This window comes from Vibrio sp. E150_018 (assembly GCF_053544035.1).
In genome coordinates, this window is the sequence record NZ_JBHGNY010000003.1 from 105,503 (window position 1) to 126,241 (window position 20,739).

General features: G+C 41.9%; 19 protein-coding genes. 11 read left to right on the top strand and 8 right to left on the bottom strand.

Translation table 11 applies throughout. The features are described from left to right. Nucleotides 1-10: 10 nt before the first annotated feature. The 7 genes from ACE3G9_RS05240 to elyC all read right to left on the bottom strand — a co-directional run bounded on the left by ACE3G9_RS05240 (nucleotide 11) and on the right by elyC (nucleotide 6,676). Entirely contained in the window at nucleotides 11-334 is a 324-nt protein-coding gene (locus ACE3G9_RS05240) for a putative signal transducing protein (protein ID WP_417878783.1), read from the bottom strand. Next, nucleotides 331-972: a CDP-alcohol phosphatidyltransferase family protein gene (locus ACE3G9_RS05245; RefSeq protein ID WP_449218621.1), complete on the bottom strand. Its 642-nt coding sequence runs from the start codon at nucleotides 970-972 to the stop codon at nucleotides 331-333. Before ACE3G9_RS05245 ends, ACE3G9_RS05240 begins: the two co-directional genes overlap by 4 nt. Continuing rightward, a complete protein-coding gene (locus ACE3G9_RS05250) occupies nucleotides 965-1,642 on the bottom strand; it encodes an ATP-binding cassette domain-containing protein (protein WP_449218622.1) in 678 nt (225 codons plus the stop codon). The genes ACE3G9_RS05245 and ACE3G9_RS05250 overlap by 8 nt, the downstream gene beginning before the upstream one ends. Further along, on the bottom strand, nucleotides 1,639-3,336 hold the full coding sequence (locus tag ACE3G9_RS05255; RefSeq protein WP_449218623.1) for an ABC transporter permease: 1,698 nt from the start codon (nucleotides 3,334-3,336) through the stop codon (nucleotides 1,639-1,641). The genes ACE3G9_RS05250 and ACE3G9_RS05255 overlap by 4 nt, the downstream gene beginning before the upstream one ends. A gap of 19 nt (nucleotides 3,337-3,355) precedes the next feature. Then, nucleotides 3,356-4,516: an ABC transporter substrate-binding protein gene (locus tag ACE3G9_RS05260; protein WP_417878786.1), complete on the bottom strand. Its 1,161-nt coding sequence runs from the start codon at nucleotides 4,514-4,516 to the stop codon at nucleotides 3,356-3,358. Nucleotides 4,517-4,647: 131 nt separating this feature from the next. Then, nucleotides 4,648-5,652: an HTH-type transcriptional repressor PurR gene (gene purR / locus ACE3G9_RS05265; protein ID WP_417878787.1), complete on the bottom strand. Its 1,005-nt coding sequence runs from the start codon at nucleotides 5,650-5,652 to the stop codon at nucleotides 4,648-4,650. Between the two features lie 226 nt (nucleotides 5,653-5,878). Further along, nucleotides 5,879-6,676: an envelope biogenesis factor ElyC gene (elyC, locus tag ACE3G9_RS05270; RefSeq protein ID WP_449218624.1), complete on the bottom strand. Its 798-nt coding sequence runs from the start codon at nucleotides 6,674-6,676 to the stop codon at nucleotides 5,879-5,881. A 112-nt stretch (nucleotides 6,677-6,788) separates the two neighbouring features. Here elyC and cmoM point away from each other — a divergent pair, with 112 nt between their 5' ends. The 7 genes from cmoM to ACE3G9_RS05305 all read left to right on the top strand — a co-directional run bounded on the left by cmoM (nucleotide 6,789) and on the right by ACE3G9_RS05305 (nucleotide 15,998). After that, the gene (gene cmoM / locus ACE3G9_RS05275; protein WP_417878789.1) at nucleotides 6,789-7,580 is read left to right on the top strand and encodes a tRNA uridine 5-oxyacetic acid(34) methyltransferase CmoM; all 792 of its coding nucleotides are present in this window, start codon (nucleotides 6,789-6,791) and stop codon (nucleotides 7,578-7,580) included. Between the two features lie 32 nt (nucleotides 7,581-7,612). Further along, nucleotides 7,613-8,995 carry a chromosome partition protein MukF gene (mukF, locus tag ACE3G9_RS05280; RefSeq protein WP_449218625.1) on the top strand — a complete coding sequence of 461 codons (1,383 nt, stop codon included), beginning with the start codon at nucleotides 7,613-7,615 and terminating at the stop codon, nucleotides 8,993-8,995. A gap of 76 nt (nucleotides 8,996-9,071) precedes the next feature. After that, on the top strand, nucleotides 9,072-9,806 hold the full coding sequence (gene mukE / locus ACE3G9_RS05285) for a chromosome partition protein MukE (RefSeq protein ID WP_449218724.1): 735 nt from the start codon (nucleotides 9,072-9,074) through the stop codon (nucleotides 9,804-9,806). Between the two features lie 14 nt (nucleotides 9,807-9,820). After that, nucleotides 9,821-14,260 carry a chromosome partition protein MukB gene (mukB, locus tag ACE3G9_RS05290; RefSeq protein WP_449218725.1) on the top strand — a complete coding sequence of 1,480 codons (4,440 nt, stop codon included), beginning with the start codon at nucleotides 9,821-9,823 and terminating at the stop codon, nucleotides 14,258-14,260. Between the two features lie 425 nt (nucleotides 14,261-14,685). Beyond that, complete coding sequence (locus ACE3G9_RS05295; RefSeq protein ID WP_027696103.1) at nucleotides 14,686-14,967, top strand: type II toxin-antitoxin system Phd/YefM family antitoxin; 282 nt, start codon at nucleotides 14,686-14,688, stop codon at nucleotides 14,965-14,967. After that, nucleotides 14,964-15,251, top strand: coding sequence for a type II toxin-antitoxin system RelE/ParE family toxin (locus ACE3G9_RS05300; RefSeq protein ID WP_449218626.1), 288 nt, complete (start codon nucleotides 14,964-14,966; stop codon nucleotides 15,249-15,251). The genes ACE3G9_RS05295 and ACE3G9_RS05300 overlap by 4 nt, the downstream gene beginning before the upstream one ends. A gap of 204 nt (nucleotides 15,252-15,455) precedes the next feature. Beyond that, a complete protein-coding gene (locus tag ACE3G9_RS05305) occupies nucleotides 15,456-15,998 on the top strand; it encodes a hypothetical protein (RefSeq protein ID WP_449218627.1) in 543 nt (180 codons plus the stop codon). Nucleotides 15,999-16,584: 586 nt separating this feature from the next. Here the strand turns inward: ACE3G9_RS05305 and ACE3G9_RS05310 are convergent. Continuing rightward, a complete protein-coding gene (locus tag ACE3G9_RS05310) occupies nucleotides 16,585-16,824 on the bottom strand; it encodes a TIGR02647 family protein (RefSeq protein ID WP_417878794.1) in 240 nt (79 codons plus the stop codon). Between the two features lie 293 nt (nucleotides 16,825-17,117). Here ACE3G9_RS05310 and ACE3G9_RS05315 point away from each other — a divergent pair, with 293 nt between their 5' ends. From ACE3G9_RS05315 to ACE3G9_RS05330, 4 genes are all read left to right on the top strand, one after another. Continuing rightward, complete coding sequence (locus ACE3G9_RS05315) at nucleotides 17,118-18,026, top strand: manganese-dependent inorganic pyrophosphatase (protein WP_417878795.1); 909 nt, start codon at nucleotides 17,118-17,120, stop codon at nucleotides 18,024-18,026. A gap of 82 nt (nucleotides 18,027-18,108) precedes the next feature. Then, entirely contained in the window at nucleotides 18,109-18,498 is a 390-nt protein-coding gene (locus tag ACE3G9_RS05320) for a DUF2750 domain-containing protein (protein ID WP_417878796.1), read from the top strand. Between the two features lie 172 nt (nucleotides 18,499-18,670). Continuing rightward, entirely contained in the window at nucleotides 18,671-20,080 is a 1,410-nt protein-coding gene (locus ACE3G9_RS05325; RefSeq protein ID WP_417878797.1) for an SLC13 family permease, read from the top strand. 10 nt (nucleotides 20,081-20,090) lie between these two features. Beyond that, a complete protein-coding gene (locus ACE3G9_RS05330) occupies nucleotides 20,091-20,567 on the top strand; it encodes a response regulator (RefSeq protein ID WP_417878798.1) in 477 nt (158 codons plus the stop codon). Nucleotides 20,568-20,739: the final 172 nt, after the last annotated feature.

Below are 20,739 nucleotides of genomic sequence, written 5' to 3' on the forward strand. Positions count from 1 at the left end.
ATCTCGGTGGTCATGCGTTCTGATCTTGTGATGGATTTGCTTGACCACAATTCCAACATACTGCAAATTGAGCTTCAATATTTTCTCCACATTGTTGACAATCCCAATTGGCTCTCAACTCTTCTTTTTCATAATCTTCTATTAGTTGCTTAGCGCTTTCCTCATCTTGCGCATCAAGTAGCCAAACATAGGGATCGGTGTCATTAGTTAGTGGAATTTCCCCCTTTAAGCTGAAAATCTCACCTGAATGCACCTTGGCCTCAATTTGATGGCTCTTGAGTAACTCGCAAACAATATGAGCTTCAACAGGGTTACCCGCACTGAATATTTTCATAAATTATCCTCTTTTTGCTGCTGAATCTCCGATGATTGAATAGTTCGATAACCCGCCAAAATTCTATTGAGTGTGGTAATAAAACATAATGCAACAAAGATGGCAGCAAGTATTGGGAAAAGATCAGGCCATAGACAAAAGGCAATAAAAAAGCCTATGGTCTCGGTCCCTTCTGCAATACCTGACATGTAATATAAAGATTTGTTTTGATAAACCGGATTGCTAATATTTCGTTTGCCCGCAATAGAAGCAAATGCTAAGAAGCTACTACCTGTGCCCACAAAGCTGACAATCAATAGTGCTCCCCAAAGTGCATTTTGTTCTGGATTAGCTAAGATAAAACCAAATGGGATCAGAGCGTAAAAAATAAAATCCAAACAAATATCAAGAAAACCACCGGCGTCAGAGGTTTGTGTCTGTCTCGCGATCGCACCATCAAGACCATCACCTATACGGTTCAATACGATGAATAATAAAGCAAGAAGGTAATGCTCACCCCATAATGCGGGAATAGAGAGTAGACCAATTAGAAAGTTTGCTAGCGTGATGTGATCAGCTTTTATATGGCGCTGAACGCATTGCTTTGCCAAGGTGTCTAATGGGCGTTTTATTAGTGGGATAACATACCTATCAAGCATTGGCATTCTCCGTGGTAAATTGCTCCCAATGTATAATTTTTCCGTTGAGAGGAGCATCGGTTTTATCATGTGTGACCATCAATGTTGGAACCTGAGCTGCAGCTAATTGTTTAAACACCCAATCTCTAAAGTTAACTCGCAGTTCGGGGTCCAATTTACTAAATGGCTCATCGAGTAAAACTGCCTTAGGTTGCGAGCTTAGCATCCTAATCAAGCTGACTCGGGCTCTTTGTCCACCTGAAATTTGATGTGGCATAGAATTGGCGATATCAGATAATCCAACCTTATTTAAGGTTGCTAGAGCTTCTAATTTTCTTTTTTTTGCTTTGATATTATTTGGCAGAGCAAATGCAATGTTTTCCCATATGTTCAAATGTGGAAACAGTAAGTCATCTTGAAATAGTATGCCGATTGAACGTTTATGAGGTTCATTAGTTTGAATCTCTTGTTTATCTAACATTACTCTACCTTCATAATAAAACTCTTGACTAAGGTGCCCTGCAATAACATTAAGTAATGTTGACTTACCACAACCACTTGGGCCCATTAAGGTGACTATCTCACTGGGGGCAATACTTAAATTGAGGTTGTTAAGTAGTGGTATTTTTTCCGACTCGGATGCTTTTGATGCCCGATAAAAAATAGATAGTTGTTCTAATGACAAACTCATAATGAAGGTGGCTCCTGCTTCTTATAGCGGCGCTGAAAAATACGGTTACCGATAAGCGCTAAGCTGAAAAAAATAAAGGGTAGTATTGCCTGCCATAATGCATAAAGTGCAATTACTCTGCGGTCATGTCCACTGGATAACGCAACGGCTTCAGTGGTCAAGGTAACTATTCTTCCTGAACCTAACATTAACGTTGGTAAATATTGCGCTAAACTTACACTTATCCCCATCGCCCAAGCAAATAATATCCCACTGGCAAGGGTACGTAACTTTATTGTGAAGAAGACCTTTAGTGGTGAAACACCGAGGCTTACTGCGGTTTGAGATAGTCGACTAGGGTAGCTTTTCCATGGTCCATCTAAAGATAGATAAACATAAGGAAAAACAAAAAAGATATGTGCCCATATTACCCACAACCAATAATATTGTTGATTAATCCAAAGGCTGATGATTTGTAAACCAAAAAGTAAAGAGAGTTGAGGGGCCAACATAGGCAAGGCAATCACATACATTGGAATATGGTAACGAAAATGATGGCGATATTCGTGAGCAATCAGGGTAAGCACTAGAGCTGTCCCAGAGCTGAATAGCGCCAGCCAAACACTGGTTAAAATGGTGTCTTGAATATAGGTCCATTCACTTAACCAAAATCGAATACTCCAAAATGTAGGCAGTAGGTTTGGGTATGGCCAGCGTAGTGCAAACGTCCAAATGATTATTACCGGAATGGTCAATAAACTAATGATGGCGATTAGGTGAAAGAAATAAGGTTTTATGGGCAAGGAAGCATTTCGGCCAGAGGTTAACCAAGATCGAAATTTTCCTAGTACTAAATGTTCTGTTAGCCAAATGAGGCCAATTAAAACAGAACATAAAAAAAACATGAGAAAAGCGCCAGCTGCCGCTCTTGGGAGTTGAGATAAATCTGGATCGTTAAACCATTGCCATACTAATACCGCAAATGTCGGAGGGTTAATGGGACCTAAAATCAAACTAACATCAACCACCGAGCAGGAATAAGCCATGATAGCGAAAAGTGGAAAGCGCATGTGATGCAACCATTGAGGGAAAATCGCTTTCCACCATGATTGAGCCACAGAGTATCCCAAGCCTTGCGTGACTTGCAGTGTTTGTTCGACTTTTAAGTTGTTTAGTATCGCGACACTCATTAATAACAAAAAAGGCGTTTCTTTAATGGCCAGAGCAAGGGCTAAGCTAATACCAATATTATCTTGTAAAGAGTAAAGCCAAGTAAACCATGCATGGAGTTCACCATAAGTATTACTTACCATTAAGTTTAAAAGGCGGGCTAACCAACCAGTATCAGAGAATAAGAATAGAAAACCCACCGCAAAAGCGACATGAGGTAGCGCGAGGATTGGGGATAATATCTTCTCGATTCGCTGCCATGAACGACTCCCCCAATAGGCTTGTAAAATGGCAAAACTCATGATGGTGGCAATGACGGTGCTGACGACCGCGGTCATGATAGTTTGCAGGATCGAACGTTCAATTCCCGGCCAGTTGATGGCTGATATGAATCCATCCAAAGTGAATATATTCAGACCAAGCGGTGGAATAATACCAAAAGCAGGGATCACCATGCCTACCCCCCCCGGAAGAAGAGGGAAAAAGCAGATCAAAATCACCAGTAAATAACCGATGCTTAGCATACGTCTTTGCTTGCTTTGCATAAGTTTCCTTAATTCGTTGTTATCGGCTATATCGCTCAATCCAAGCCTGTTCTAGGGCGGTTTGCCAGCTAGGGTGAGGCTCTTCAATTGAGGGAGATAGTATGGTTTTATGAGCGCTACCTGTTAAGTATTTGGCTTGCAATACTGATGGATCGCCCCAGACATTGATATCCCCTTTACGTGATTGTGCTTGTGGGCTGAGTAGAAAGTTAATCACAACCAATGCGCCTTCTTTTGCATTGGCATTCCATGGGATAGCGAGAAAATGAATGTTAGACAGAGCGCCATTTTTCCATGCGTAGCTCTGAGTGCTTGGCGCTAATTTGCCGCTTGCTTGGGCAGAAAAAACTTCATTCGGATTAAAAGTAATCGCAATATCGATTTGGTCATCATCAAGCAGTTGTAGCATCTCAGGTTGAGTGGTTGGAAATTGACGACCTTGTTGCCATAGATAAGGCTGAATCGCATCTAAGTAGTTCCATAAAGGTTGAGTTATTTGAGTAAATGAATCTTCATCAACAGGCTTAGATAGCGCACTCTTTTCATCAGAGAGCTCTATAAGTAAGGCTTTTAAAAAGCTAGTGCCATGAAACTGAGGTGGCTTAGGGTAAGTGATACGTCCTGGATGTGCTTTAGCATAATCGAATAATTGTTTTGCTGATTGTGGTGGGGCCGGTAATTTTTTTTGATCATGAATATAGACTAATTGACCGACTCCCCAAGGTGCTTCCAATCCTTCTGTTGGTTCAGAAAAATCATGAGTAACCGGTAGGCTAGAATCGACTTTTTGCCAATTTGGTAAGCTTGAAGTGAAAGGGCCGTAGAGTAATTGACTATTCTTCATTGATTTGAAATTCTCACCATTAATCCAAACCATATCGACACTACCACCAGAGTGTTTTCCGGCAGTTTTTTCAGCGAGTAAACGAGTAGTGGTTTCGGAAATGTCAGAAACTTTTACATGGTGAAGTGCTACGCCATACTTTTGCTTCACTTGCTTCGCAACCCAACGAAGATAGTTATTAATTTCTTGGCTGCCACCCCAAGCATTAAAGTACACATCTTGTCCTTTTGCTTGTTGCTCAACTTGTTGCCAATCCAACTGGCGAATAGAGCCATCTTTAGCAGAAGAAAGCAGCGGGAGGGTGAGAAAAGCGAAGCTAAGTAATAGACGTTTCATATATATCCTCATACAAAATGGATAGAGAAATTTAACTTAAAAATATAGACAGATGATAAGCCTAAAAAATTTCAAAAAAAAACCAACGACATCAGCGTTGGTTTTTATTCATTATTTGTTTAAGGTTACTACTATTTCAGAGATTTTACCGAAGAACGTTCAAGAATCTCAGGGAACATCTCAAATGTTTGTTTAGCGTGGTTTTTATCTTTAATACGCTCTAATAAAATCTCTACGGCATTTTTACCTAAACGACGTTTTGGTTGGTGAACTGTAGTCAAAGGTGGTGAAAAGTAAGGTGAGATATCAATATTATCGTAACCAATCACTGAGATATCTTCTGGTATTTTCATGCCTTTTTCTTGTAAACGACTCATTAAGCCAAGTGCCATAATATCGTTAAAGCAGAAAACTGCGGTTGGTTTTTTATCCATCGCAAGAATTTTATCTGCAGCAATTACTGCGGTATCACACTCAAAGTTACCTTCAAGTAACCACTCTTCTGGAAGCGTTAAACCCTCTTCCGCTAATGCGCGCTTACAACCAGAGATACGTTCTTTACAGGCGACTTTCTCGAAATGACCACTGAGGCAAGCAATGTCTTTATGGCCCTGATCCATCAGGTAGCGAGTAGCTAAATAGCCACCTTCTTCAGAGTTATCGATGATTTTATCCGCTTGAGAGCTTTCTGGGCCCCAGTCCATAACAACTTTAGGAATATCAGGGTGACCGTCTAGCATTTCTTGTAGATCAGCATCTAAGTCTGAACACATCACTAAAAGACCATCAACACGTTTGCCGGCGAGCATGCGGATATAATCACGTTGTTTGTCAGCGCGACCACCTGTATTACATAGGATTAGCGTATAACCTTTGCGGTAACAATAACTTTCTACACCATCCACTACTTCGGCAAAAAATGGGTTAGTAGATTGTGTTACCAACATCCCAATAGTGCTGGTGGTATTGCATTTAAGACTACGGGCAACGGCACTTGGGGCATAATTCAGTTCTTTCACTGCGGCCATGACTTTTTCTTGAGTTGCTTCTGCAACAAAGCGAGTCTTATTGATGACATGTGACACTGTTGTGGTGGAAACACCTGCAATACGTGCGACATCTTTGATTGTAGCCATAGTGAATTTCCTTTATGCCGACACTTTCGCCGGATTTATTCTAATCTAAAAAGATAAAAGTCGCCTTCAATCAGCGACTTAATTTTATTCTGTATTTTATGCTTGAATATATGAGCTACGATTTTAGTCTTAAATGCTATGCCTGACAATCAGATATGGCATTTTTATGACTAAACGGACATCGCATGTTAGCGACAACGTTATCGATTGCTCGAGTATTATCTCGTTATTCTAATATTGTAGTGGTACCAGAGTTCTTTTGGTTAGTCAGTGTATCGCGCAGTGAAGACCACCAACGACCTAGTTGCTCATACCAATAACGTTCACTTTGTTCAAGATATTTCGCTTGTGGAGAATACTTATCCCATGGTTGCTTAATATCATCAAAAGCTAAGTAATTGGTTGGTGCAGGAATAGGTTCAAGCCCGGCTTTTTTAAACTCAACAATTGCACGTTTCATGTGACTAGCAGAGGTGATTAAAACCATACGTTTATCCGCAACGAAACCTGCTGCTTGATGTGCTTCATCCCAAGTATCTTGAGCGCTTTCTAATAAGATAATATCCGACTTCGCAACCCCTAATGACACGGCAACATTAGCCATCATTCGCGCATTGCTTACTGATGTGCCACCGTCATAACCTGACAAAATTAATTTTGCACCAGGGTAGAGGTTTAAAATACGGATACCTTCGGCAAGACGCATCAAACCATTACGAGACAATTCCGATGTTGCTGGAATGTCATTATCAACAATATGACCACTTCCCAATACCATGACATAGTCAACGGAGCCATCTACGGGTACAAAAGCTTTGTAAGCACGTTCGGTCGGTTTCAATAATGAAGTAGAAATGGGTTGGAATGAAAATAGAAAGATCCCCATTAAAGAAACAAAAGTGAATAAACACCCTAATCCACGTTTGTAAGTGAACATAATCAGAAATAAGCCAATAAAACCTATAATCAGCAAGGCTGGTAAAGGCATGATCAGAGCACCAATTAATTTTTTCAGTTCAAACATTTTAAATAGCCCAAAAATTCATCATTCAGCAGGTAAAACGGAGTAATTGCTTTATTCCTGTAATTGCTGTGACAGAATACACGTAAAATTCAGTTATCTTAAATGAAAAAAAATGGACAATGATCGAAATTTCGATGATATCGCGCATAAATTTGCTAAAAACATCTATGGTTCGGATAAAGGTGATATTCGTCAAGTGATCCTTTGGCAAGATATTGAGCAAGCATTAAGCCGTTTACAACAGCAAAAAAACGCTTTGTCTGTGCTCGATGCTGGAGGCGGATTAGCTCAAATGTCGCAAAAAATTGCTCAGCTTGGACACCAAGTGACTCTGTGTGATATTTCCAACGAAATGTTAACGTTAGCTCAGCAAGATATTGATAGTAATGGTTTATCTTCGCAGTTTCGTTTTGTTCATTCTGCTATTCAACACCTCGATGAGCACTTAACTGAGCAATCGGATTTGGTGTTATTTCATGCCGTTATGGAATGGTTAGAAAATCCGCAACAAGTATTAGCAAGCCTACTTGAAAAGGTGAAACCCGGCGGCATCATTTCAGTGATGTTTTATAATCATCACGGTTTAGTTTTGAAAAATGTAACTTGTGGTAATATTCCTCACATTTTACAGGGAATGCCACATCGCAAGCGCTTTAAATTGCAGCCTCAAAGTGGCTTATTGCCGGAAGAGGTCTATCAATGGATAGAATCAGCAGGCTTCGACATTTGTGGTAAATCAGGTATTCGATGCTTTAACGACTATATCGGAAACCAACAATACATGGGCGAGTATGGGCCAGAAGATGTGTTGGCATTAGAACAGCAGTTATGCCGCACAGAGCCTTATCTTTCTCTTGGGCGCTATATTCATGTGTGGGCACAAAAGCCTCATGCTGCCGAATAGTCCGAGAGTCATTAGTAAATACAGGAATGATAATGAGTGAAATAACTCAATCTCCACTTCAACCGTCGACAGGCGGACAGCCGCTTGAGGACAAAACGATAGGTGAACAGCCCATCGATGAATTGGTCAACTGGGTGAAGCAACATGACTTTTCATTGAATCTTTCTTCTGAGCGATTAGCGTTTTTGATTGCGATTGCCGTATTAAGCAATGAGAAGTTTGATGAAGAGCTTGGCGAAGGGGAATTGCACGACGCATTTAAAATTGTCACTAACATGTTTGATGAAACAGGTGAAGCGTCGGCATTTCGCGCTAATAACGCAATCAATGAATTAGTCTCTCAAAGGTTGATGAGCCGCTTTGTCAGTGAATTAAATGACGGTGCGAGCATCTACCGTATGTCGCCACTTGGGGTTTCGATTACCGATTATTACGTTCGTCATCGTGAATTCTCAAAGCTTAAGTTATCCATTCAGTTATCTATGGTTGCCGATGAAATGTCGAAAGCGGTAGACGCTGCAAATGACGCTTCAGATATCGGGCAATGGCAAAAGCATGTTTATGGCGTACTGAAATATTCGATAAGTGAAATTTTCGACCGTATCGATTTAAACCAGCGCGTTATGGATGATCAGCAAGTGGGAATTAAAAACCAAATTGCTGAATTACTAAACCAAGATTGGCGTGATGCGATCAGCAGTTGTGAAAGCCTACTGACTGAAACCTCTACTACCCTGAATGAATTGCAAGATACATTACAAGCGGCAGGGGATGAACTACAAACTCAACTGCTTGATATTCAGCAGCTTATCTATGACCAAGAAGGTTTAGATTTCATTGACGCCATTTTGTTCTCATTGCAAACCAAACTCGACCGTATTGTTAGTTGGGGTCAGCAAGCGATAGATTTGTGGATTGGTTACGATCGTCATGTACATAAATTTATCCGTACGGCTATCGATATGGATCAAAACCGTGCCTTTAGTCAGCGTTTGCGTCAGTCTGTGACTGATTACTTTGATATGCCATGGTATTTAACCTACGCCGATGCCGAGCGTCTACGTGATATGCGGGATGAAGCCATGTTACTACGTGATGATGAAGTGACAGGTGAGATTCCAGACGAAGTGGAATACGAAGAATTAACAACCGTTGATGATGAATTGAGTGAGCGCGTCGCCAACATGCTTCAACAACATAAAGAAACCGGTCAGCCGATTGATTTAGGCTCGGTACTACGAGATTACCTTGCGCAGCACTCTCACGCGCAACATTTTGATTTAACCAGAATGGTGATCGACCAAGCGGTAAGAATGGGGTATTCCGAATCGGATTACCAAGCCATTCAGCCGGATTGGAAAGCGATTAACGATTTTGGAGCAAAGGTACAAGCGAATGTCATCGATCAATATTAATTACGAGGCGCACAGCGCCGATCTGTCTCAAAATACAAGCTATTCACAAGAGACTGACAACTCTCAAGATGCTTACATGCCAGAACAATTGGTAAAAGCATTAGCGAACCCATTATTCCCATCGCTTGATAGTCAATTGCGTGCGGGTCGCCATATCTCAAGTGATGATATGGATAACTACGCTTTTTTAAGTGATTTTGATGGTGAACTTGGCGCTTTCTATCAGCGTTATAATGCGGAACTGGTTCGTGCACCAGAAGGATTCTTTTACCTACGTCCACGTTCAACCTCATTTATTGGCCGCAGCGTGTTATCGGAACTCGATATGCTGGTGGGTAAAATCTTGTGCTTTTTGTATTTAAGCCCAGAGCGTCTCGCCCATGAAGGCATTTTCACCAATCAAGAACTATACGAAGAGCTACTCAATCTTTCCGATGAAAAGAAACTGATGCGTTTGGTGACTAACCGCGCAACCGGTTCGGATCTGGATAAAGAAAAGCTCTTTGAAAAAGTGCGGACTTCGCTACGTCGTCTACGTCGTATCGGTATGGTATTGCCAGTCGGTGATGATGAGAAATTTAGAATCAGTGAAGCCGTCTTCCGTTTTGGTGCTGATGTACGTGTCGGTGACGATGTTCGTGAAGCGCAACTACGCTTGATTCGTGATGGTGAAGCCGTGCTTGACCCAAAAGCTGTTGACCCCAATAAAGCAAATGATAGTCAGGATAAACAAGATGCTTCTGACGAACAATTAGAAGACTTTGCCGAGCAAGAACAAGCAGAACAAGAACAGAAAGCAGGTGACCTATGATCACGAAAGAAAATATGATCGAAAGAGGTAAATATCAATCGCTAACCATGATCAACTGGAATGGCTTCTTTGCTCGTACTTTTGATATTGATGAGTTAGTGACCACGCTTTCTGGCGGTAACGGTGCGGGTAAGTCGACGACCATGGCGGCTTTCATCACGGCATTGATTCCCGACCAAAGCTTACTGCATTTCCGTAACACCACCGAGGCGGGAAGTTCACAAGCGTCTCGTGATAAAGGCCTATTCGGTAAACTGCAACCGGGTACTTGTTACTCTGTGCTTGATGTTGTTAATTCACGTCATCAACGCTTGTTGTTTACCGTAAAACTGCAACAAGTGGCCGGTCGTGATAAGAAAGTGGATATCAAACCGATTCTTATCCAAGGTCTACCAAGCAATGTCAAACCGACCGATGTGTTAATTGAAAGCTTAGAAAACGGCCAAGCTCGCGTTCGAACTTACAACGAGCTAAAAGACAAAGTTGCGGAATATGAAGGCGTGCAAATTAAAGCCTTTTCATCCGTTGCTGATTACCATAGCGTGATGTTTGAAATGGGCGTCTTGCCTAAGAAACTACGCAACACCGGTGACCGCTCTAAGTTCTATCGTTTAATCGAAGCCTCTTTGTATGGTGGTATTTCAAGCGCGATCACTCGTTCATTACGTGACTACTTATTGCCACAAAATGGCGGCGTGAAGAAAGCCTTCCAGGATATGGAATCGGCGTTGCGTGAAAACCGCATGACGCTAGAAGCCATCAAAACTACGCAAGCCGACCGTGACTTGTTTAAGCACTTAATTACTGAATCGACTCACTACGTGGCAGCAGATTACATGCGCCATGCCAATGACCGTCGTATTAAGCTTGATCAAGCGTTAGCACTGCGCAGCGAGTTGAATCAATCGAGTAGTACTCTAACTTCGCAAATGCAATTGATGACGCAAGTACAAGCAGAACTTGAGCAATTAGTCGATCAAGAATCGGGTTTAGAGCAAGACCATCAAGCCGCTGCTGACCATCTACAATTGGTGCAAACCGCGATTCGTCAGCAAGAAAAAATTGAACGCTACCAAGAGGATTTGGAAGAGCTAAGTGAACGCTTAGAAGAACAAATCATGGTAGTGGAAGAAGCGGCAGAGCAAGTTGCCATTGCTGAAGAACAAGCTGAAGTTTCTGAACAAGAAGTCGATAGCTTGAAATCGCAACTCGCCGATTACCAACAAGCATTGGATGTACAACAAACTCGCGCGTTGCAATATCAACAAGCGGTGCAAGCATTAGAAAAAGCGCAACAGCTGACAGGTAATGACAACCTAACCGTGGAGAATGCTCAGGCTCAATTGTCTGAATTGAAACAACAAGAAGCGGAAAGTACATCTACTTTGTTATCGTTAAAACATAAGCTCGATATGTCATCAGCGGCAGCAGAGCAGTTTGAGCAAGCACTTGAGTTAGTGAAAAGCATTGTTGGTGACGTGGCTCGTACTGAAGCTCTGTCACATGCTAAAGAGGCGGTACAGAGATCTCAACAAGCTCAGCAATGGTTACACAATGAATCACAATGGCGCGCACAACAGCGTGACCTAGAGCGTAGCTTAAACGAGCAGCGTCAAGCCTCTGAACTAGTTGAACAATACCAATCTCAATACCAGATTCGCCTTGATGATGAAATGGTATTAGAGCAAGAACGTGAGCGTCACTTAGAGCAACTTGATGTACTCGCCGGTGAACAAGAAGAACTGCGCGATTTACGTGGTGACTTACGTCGTTCTCAACAAGATTCTGAAGCGAAAATTCAAGTTCTGCAAAAGCAAGCACCAGCCTGGATTACAGCCAGTGAAGCACTAGAAAAACTACAATCACAAACCGACGCTGAGCTAACCGATGGCCACGCAGTGATGGCACAAATGCAACAAGTGCTTGAGCAAGATAAACAGCAATCCATGGCGAAAGAGCGTTTGTCCGCTCGTCGTGATGAGTTAGATAGCGATATTGAGCGTCTAGCGTCACCATCTGGTTCAAATGATCCTCGTCTAAAAGGCTTAGCAGATAGTCTAGGCGGCGTGTTGTTATCCGAAATTTACGATGACATCACCATTGAAGATGCGCCATATTTCAGTGCGATGTACGGCCCATCTCGTCATGCGATTGTTGTGTCGGACCTAGATGGCATTAAAGAAAAGCTGGTGGATTTAGATGATTGCCCAGAAGATCTTTACATCATTGAAGGCGATGTGGATGCGTTTGATGACAGCACTTTCAACGCCGATGAACTAGATGGCGCGGTATGCGTTCAGTTAAACGACCGTCAGCTACGTTATTCTCGTCTGCCTTCGATTCCACTATTTGGCCGTGCCGCCCGTGAGCAACGTTTAGAGTTGTTACGTGCAGAGCGTGAACAAGTGGCAGAAGAGTATGCCAAAGCGGCGTTTGATTCACAGAAGCTGCAACGCCTATACCAAAGCTATAACGAGTTCGTTTCTAAACACATTCATATTGCGTTTAACGACGACCCAGAGCAGCAACTGGCGGAAGTGCGTGATGGTTTAAATCAAGTGGTTCGTCAATTGGCGTCACTGGATGAAAAAGACCAGCAGCAACGTAGCCAAATGCAAACGGCCAAGCAGGCGCTAGCTCAGTTAGATAAACTGGCTAACGTGATGCATCTCATTGAAGATGAAAGCCTAGCCGAGCGTTTAGAAGAAATTAACGACAAGCTTGAGCAACTATCTCAATACAAATCGTTTGCTCAACAACATGGCAAAGCAGCCGAGAAGCTATCGAACATGTTGTCTGCCCTAGAAGCGGATCCAGAGCAATTTGATGCGCTGCAAGCACAATATCAGCAAGCGGATCAAAACCTACAAACATTGAAAACTCAATTGTTTGCTTTGGCCGATTTGCATGAACGTCGTCATTACTTTGCTTACTCTGATTCAGTCTCTCTACTGGATCAAAGCAGTGAATTAAGCGAGCAACTAAAACGCAAACTTGAGCAAGCAGAGCAAGCGAAAGTACGTAGCCGTGAAGGCTTGAAACAAGCACAAGGCCAAATGAACCAATACAATCAATTATTGGCTTCTTTGAAATCGTCGCATCAAGCTAAATTGGAAACCGTACAAGAGTTCAAACAAGAGCTGCAAGACTATGGCGTAACGCCAGATATCGGCGCAGTAGAGCGTGCAGAAACACGTAAAAACGAATTGTATGAGCGTCTACATTTATCTCGTCAACGTAAGAGCGAATTTGAACGCACTCTTACCGCGACTGATATGGAAATGAAGACGCTAACCAAACGCGTTAAGAAAATCGAAAAAGAGTACAAAGACCTACGTAAGTTTGTGGTGAACGCCAAAGCAGGTTGGTGTTCGGTGCTACGTTTAGCGCGTTTAAATGATGTTGAGCGTCGCTTGCATCGCCGTGAATTAGCCTACCTTTCGGATAACGAACTGCGTTCAATGTCGGATAAATCTCTCGGTGCCTTGCGCTTAGCGGTTGCCAACAATGAAACCCTACGTGATGCGCTACGCGGCTCAGAAGATAATGCTCGCCCAGAAGGCAAAGTATTGTTCTACATCGCGGTTTACCAACATCTACGTGAGCGTATTCGCCAGGATATTATTCACACTAGTGATCCAGTTGAAGCGATTGAAGAGATGGAAGTGGAACTGGCTCGTTTAACCGAAGAGCTAACGCAACGTGAAAACCGTCTGGCAATTAGCTCAAGCTCAGTGGCCAATATCATCAAGAAGACGATTCAACGTGAGCAAAACCGTATTCGTATGCTTAACCAAGGCTTGTCGAACATTGCCTTTGGTCAAGTACGCGGCGTGCGCTTAAATGTCGGTATTCGTGAAAGTCATGAAACGCTATTAGCTGGCTTGGCTGAGCAACAAGACCAACATCAAGACTTGTTTGATAACCCGCGCTTAACCTTCTCAGAAGCGATGGCGAAACTGTTCCAACGTGTGAACCCACATATCGATATGGGTCAGCGTTCACCGCAAATTCTTGGTGAAGAGTTACTAGATTACCGTAACTACTTAGAGTTGAGCATTGAAGTGAACCGTGGTTCAGAAGGTTGGCTACAAGCTGAATCTGGCGCGCTATCAACCGGTGAAGCGATTGGTACTGGTCAGTCAATTTTGTTGATGGTTATCCAAAGTTGGGAAGAAGAATCACGCCGTCTGCGCAGTAAAGATATTGTGCCGTGTCGTCTACTCTTCTTAGATGAAGCCGCACGTCTGGATACCAAATCCATCAATACCTTATTTGAGCTATGTGACCGTCTAGACATGCAATTATTAATTGCCGCACCGGAAAACATCAGCCCAGAAAAAGGCACCACTTACAAACTGGTACGTAAAGTGTTTAAAGATCACGAACACGTACACGTCGTTGGTTTACGTGGTTTTGGCAATGGCCCAAAAGATAAAACCGACCAAGCATAAGAGCTTGAAACGGTAGAGTAGGGTAAAGCCTTACTTTGAAATTAAAACGCCTCACTTCTTTGGAGTGAGGCGTTTTTTTGTTTCGTTTTAAAATTTCCGAGTGTAAGTTATTCAGACAGTTGAATCTCAATACACTTTAGGAAATTCTTTACCATCACATACTTCACTCGTGGCACGGAATGAAAGATTTCGTCATCCTTGAGGAGCCTAAGCGACATCGAGGATCTACTTATCACGCGCTGTAAATCATCTGTAGAAACGATTCAATGCGCTTTAAGTAGATCCTGAATTACGTTCGTGCCTCACTATTCAGGATGACGGATTATCTCACCTATTAAGTGGCTATAAGACAATATCAAGTTCTTGCTAATAACGTTTAGGTGAACTATTGTTTGTACGTTATTTTGTACTAATTGGAGTTCAGTATGAGCCGTATTCATTTCGATCAAGATATTCAACCGCTATCTGAGTTTCGTGCTGGTGTTGCATCTTACATAAAACAAATCAATGAGACTCGTCGCCCATTGGTCATTACACAACGTGGTAAAGGTGTCGCCGTTGTTCTCGATGTTGCAGAGTATGAAGCAATGCAAGAAAAAATCGAACTACTTGAAGAAATGCGTACCGCAGAAGCTCAATTGGCTTCAGGACTAGGTGTTTCAAATGAAGATGCGCGTTCACAAGTATTAGGGCGCATTAAGAAATGAAAGTAGTTTGGTCACCATTAGCACTTCAAAAACTTGGTGACGCAGCAGAGTTCATTTCTTTAGATAATCCATCGGCTGCTGAAAAATGGGTCAATGAAGTTTTTGATAAAACAGAATTGCTTGGGGATATACCTAAAATGGGGCGTTTTGTTCCTGAAATACCGAATACAAATTACCGTGAAATTATTTTTGGTCACTACCGTATTATCTACAGTTTAAGCCACGAAATTCGAATATTAACCGTTCGTAATTGTCGGCAAATTTTGAGTGAGGATGATGTGTAAGTTGGCTACTTATACAACTTATCTGTATGAGTTGGATTTAAGGAACCATACGAATTTTTATGTATTTCATACTAGTTAATTATGAGATAAGTTTGATTTTCCGAATCAATTTAGATGTTTAGCTTGTTGGATGAAAAAATGAGTGGAATGATAGACTGAAATACTAGGCGATTTGTCTAATAAATTGTTAGGTAAGAGTAATATATGAGTGATTGGGATTTTCTGCACGATATGCATAATGAGGGCTTTAGCCCTGAGCAGATAGCGGATGCTGCTGCCTGTGGTTATAACCCTTGGGAGCCTGAATGGGATAACATTGAAGAGTTTGTTGATGATGAAGCAGGTTGGGATTTTGGTTGTGAGCCAAAGAATCCAACAACTTTAGAGCTTTGGGAGTTGCTAGATGAATTGGTTGAAACCGCCCGAAATTACTTCGAAGTAACAGGTCGCCACCTACCAATTTATGGAGAGCTTGGTGAGCTATTCGGTGAGGCTAAATACGGAATCAAAAGGCATAAACCGTATACACAAGGATCTGATGGTAAATTGGGAGACGATTTCGTCGAAATAAAAACAATTAGTCCATTTAAATCCAACAATGCTGTACTAGTGAAGCGAGCCGGTAATTTCAACAAACTGCTCATCGTAAAAATTAGTAAAGATTTCGATTTTAAAGCAAAAATGATCGATCGGAAGAGCTTTGGAAAGGGCTCAGGCAAACACATTAAGGCTAAGTGGAGTGAATGAAATTACCTAACGAGTACATGTTGGCGTTATGTGATATGAGCAGAAGGGAGAGAGATGAGAACTTTCGAATATAAGAAAATAACTGACACAGATTTCTAAACACTACCTCAATTCTTAACTATGTATCCACCCAATATGACATCATTTATTAACATCGAATTTAAGAACAGAGCATCTTACTAACTGTAGTGCTACCGAAATTGTGCGATTAAAATAGTATTACCTTGATGTTTATATACGATCCTATGTTCATCATTTGTACGTTGTGGTTAGTTAAGCGATCAACTCACGACATTCGAAGACTCTGCTCTTTTCCTTATGTGCTGGAGTTATTTAGTAAATAAACCAATTTTCCTATCGATGTCATCCCGCACATGAGCCTAAGCGAAGAAGATGCGGGATCTCCTACAGCGCGTTGTTATTCAAATTATGGTAAGAGGTAGGAGATCCTGAACTGCGTTCGTGCCTCACTTTTCAGGATGACAGGTTGATATTGTTTTGCTTAAACACAAAAAACAGAGCCTCTGAAATGAGAGACGCTGCCATTGTAAAAGTTTTGATTAAAGCGTTTAGGAAAGCCTAATCTTTACGCCTTAGAAGACAGCACATTCAGTACTTTTAATGCGTGCTCGGCAAGTTCAATCCCTTCGCTGGTTAGGTAACCACCGTCTGGTAGGGTGCATAGGTTTTTATCAAACAAACTCTTTGCCGCTTGTTGCAGCTCTGGTGCCGCGTCGTTATGTACTTTAATGCCAGTTTGTAGGCTAGTTGGATCGAATTGAAGTAGTAGGTTGAGTTCAATAATATGGTCTGCAATAAATTTCATCGTGATTCCTTACCTTTAAAATAATCTTAGAAACACAATAGGTTGCATTTGTCAGATCTGACAAGCAATAAACTGCAGTTTTGATGCCTTGTTCACTATTACTATCGATCACTGCTGATAAACAGAGCAAAAAGCGATTAATTTTTTAAATATACATTTGTCATGAATTTTTGGTTACTAAATTGTCTGTTGAGCAATGACAAATTTTGAAAATCAGGTAAAGTAGCGGGCAAAATATTTCTGCTGAATAGCTGGAAGAATCCTGAGTATAAATAGTCGTAATAGGAAAATACATGATCCAAGTCGTTGGTCACAAAAACCCAGATAGTGATAGCATTTGTAGTGCATTGGTTGCCACTGAGCTTTTAAAAGCCCGTGGTCTTGAAGCGAAACCCGTTCGTCAAGGCGAATTAAACCGTGAAACTCGATACATTCTTGAGCAAGCGGGCCTTGAGCAACCTGAAATGTGTACTGGCGTTGCAGGTGAAAAAGTTTGGTTAGTGGATTACACAGATGTTTCACAAGCACCAGATGACATTGCTGAAGCAGAAATCGTTGGTATCGTCGATCACCACCGTCTAGGCGATGTGATGACAGTAAACCCACTAGAAGCTTGGATCTGGCCTGTTGGCTGTACTTGTACGATTTTGTTCAATTTATTCAAAATGGAAGAAACAAAAATTGAGAAGCCTTATGCGATTCTTATGATGTCAGCAATTTTATCTGACACAGTAGGCTTTGCTTCTCCAACTTGTACGCCAAAAGATGAAGCGGCAGTAAAAGAGCTTGCTGAAATCGCGGGTATCGACAACCTAGACGAATTCATCAAGAATTTGTTAATTGCTAAAACCGACATCGAAGGTCTAAGCGCAGCAGAGCTAGTTGAGAAAGACTTAAAAGCATACCCATTCAATGGTCGTGACGTGGTAGTAGGCCAAGTAGAGCTTGCGACAATGGAACAAGTTGACGGCATGATTGATGACTTGAACGCCGACCTTGAGCGTCGTTGTCAAGAAGACGGCCTAGCATTTGCCGCGCTTATGTTGACTGACATCACGACTAGCACGACTGAGCTACTATTCAAAGGGGAATGGTCTGCTAAGCTTGAGAAACACGTTAAAGACGGTTCTCTAACCATGGAAAACACGTTAAGCCGTAAGAAGCAAGGTTGGCCTTGGTTGCAAACAGAGCTCGCTAAATAATCTATTTACTAGTGATGTTCGATGAAGATTAATTAAGAAGGCGGGTGGATAACTCGTCTTTTTTATTTAATAAGGGAAAAATATGACAAAAGTACTGAGTGATGAGCGCGTTCAAGAGATTTTAAGTTTTGATAGCGAAAAGCGTTTTACTTACTGCATTAAAGAAGTGGTTGCTAACCGTCAAATCTGGATTTTGGTGGATGAAGATGGCTGCGTGATGTTAAATACCGAAGATGAAGATTGCGTACCAGTCTGGCCAAATGAAGAATTTGCTCAAGCGTGGGCGAATGATGATTGGGAAAATTGTAAGCCAGAAGCCATTTCACTCAATAAGTGGCACAGCCGTTGGACTACTGGTTTAGAAGATGATGAATTATCGGTAGTCGTTTTTCCAAATGCAGAGCAAGAGGGCGTGATTGTCTTCCCTGATGAGTTTGATTTTGAGTTGAAGAAACAAGCTCAGAAACGTTAAAAGTTCGTTGCAAAAATTGTTTATCGAAAGGGTGGCGTATGCCGCCTTTTTTTGTATCTGGTCACAGATTGAATAACGTAAAGCTAATAACGTAAAAATCATTGATCTAGTTCTATATTAAGATCAAGTAGCCGATCGATGATGGGTAGACCTTACCAATAGAGTAAAGACTATGCGTTTGAATCTTCGTTATTTATTACCAATTATGATCCCTTTGATCACCTTATTGCTACCTCTTTCTGCATTTCCATTTGAAGGCATGACTATTATTCAGCAACGCGTTGCGGCGATATTTTTATTTGCAGCACTAAGTTGGATATTAGAACCGATTCCAATCTACGCGACGTCGGTTGCGATTATCTGTTTTGAATTATTGTTGATTTCCGATAAAGCCATTGTGTGGTTTACCAATCAGCAAGCGGTGGATAATTACGGCGTGATATTGAATCACACCGATATTATGGCGACCTTTGCTAACCCCATTATTATGCTGTTTCTCGGCGGTTTCTTTCTGGCTATTGCAGCAACCAAATATCGTCTAGACATTAACCTTGCCAGAGTTTTACTTAAGCCTTTTGGTGAACAGCCTCGCTTTATGATTTTAGGCTTAATGTTGATTACCGCAATGTTCTCGATGTTTATGTCCAATACCGCGACTACAGCAATGATGCTGTCTATTCTGGCGCCAGTAATGGTGCTATTGAAACCGGATGATCCGAGTCGTACTGCCTTTGCCTTGTGTATTCCACTTGCGGCGAATATTGGTGGGATAGGGACGCCAATAGGTACACCACCGAATGCGATTGCATTGAAGTATTTACAATCGACGACCACGATTTCTTTTGGTGAATGGATGGCGTTTGCGGTGCCGTTTGTGGTTGTGTTAATGGCGATTGCATGGACACTGATTTTGGGATTATTCCCAGCGAAGCAACGCAGTATTACACTGGATATCAAAGGTAAGTTCCTCAAAACACCTCAAGCCATTATCGTGTATGTCACCTTTATTTTGACGATTGTGCTATGGCTGATGGGCAGTAGTCACGGCATGAACTCCTACACGGTTGCTATGATCCCCGTTACGGTGTTTTTAGTCACTGGGATTATCACCAAAGAAGACTTAAAGAAGATTTCATGGGATGTGTTGTGGCTAGTTTCTGGCGGTATCGCCCTAGGTCTTGCTCTCGATAAAAGTGGCTTAGCCGCGTTGGTGGTATACAGTATTCCGTTTGGTGAATTCTCGCCTTATGTGGTGCTAGGTGGCGCAGCATTGTTGAGCTTATTGATGGCGAACTTTATGTCGAATACCGCTACCGCCAACTTGTTAATGCCAATTATGGCGGCGTTAGGTGCCACGATGGCGAGTTTAGATGTGCTCGGTGGTCAAGCTATGCTGATATTAGTGGTGACTTTTGCCGCTTCGCTCGGCATGGCGTTACCCATTAGTACGCCACCCAATGCGTTGGCTCATGCAACAGGACACATTAAAACTCAGCACATGGCTAAAATTGGAGTGCTTATTGGCTTGGTAGGGGTTGCGTTGAGTTTTGTATTAGTCGCGGCTTTAAATTTAATTTATTAGTGAGATGAAAATGGACAAATTTACAATTATTTGTGTCGATGATCAGCCAGAGATGTTATTTCAATTAGCCCATGACTTAGCTGAGTTTTCTGATTGGGTGAAAATCAAAATTTGCTCTGATGCCCAAAGTGCGCAAGAGAGTTTAGAAAAATTAGATCAAGATGGTCGTTATGCTTGCGTGGTGTTATCGGATCAAAATATGCCAGGGCAGAATGGTGTCGATTGGCTGCAAAGTCTTGCTAAAGACCGACGTTTTCGTCATACCAAGAAAATGATGTTCTCTCAGAGTCCTACGCAACAAGTGTTTATTGATGCGATTAATCTTGCGCAAGTGGATAGGTTCTTTATCAAACCTTGGGATCAAAAAGAGTTAGTCCATGAAGTGCGAGTCTTACTTACTGAATATGTATTTGATAAAGGAATTGATTACGAGCCATTGCAACAACACTTAGATCAAGAAACGGTGTTGAAACATCTACGTGGATGATATACCCATGTACTTGAAGCTATAGGTTTGTTGACGGCGTTCATTCACTCTAATCGAATAGGCAAGCTATTTTGATGGGGGCCGTATTCACTTGGGTATATATTAAATGCGATTTCCCCCCTCTTGCTTCGTTATTGAAACAAGAGGGTAGCCTTGTTATTTCAAGTGGTTA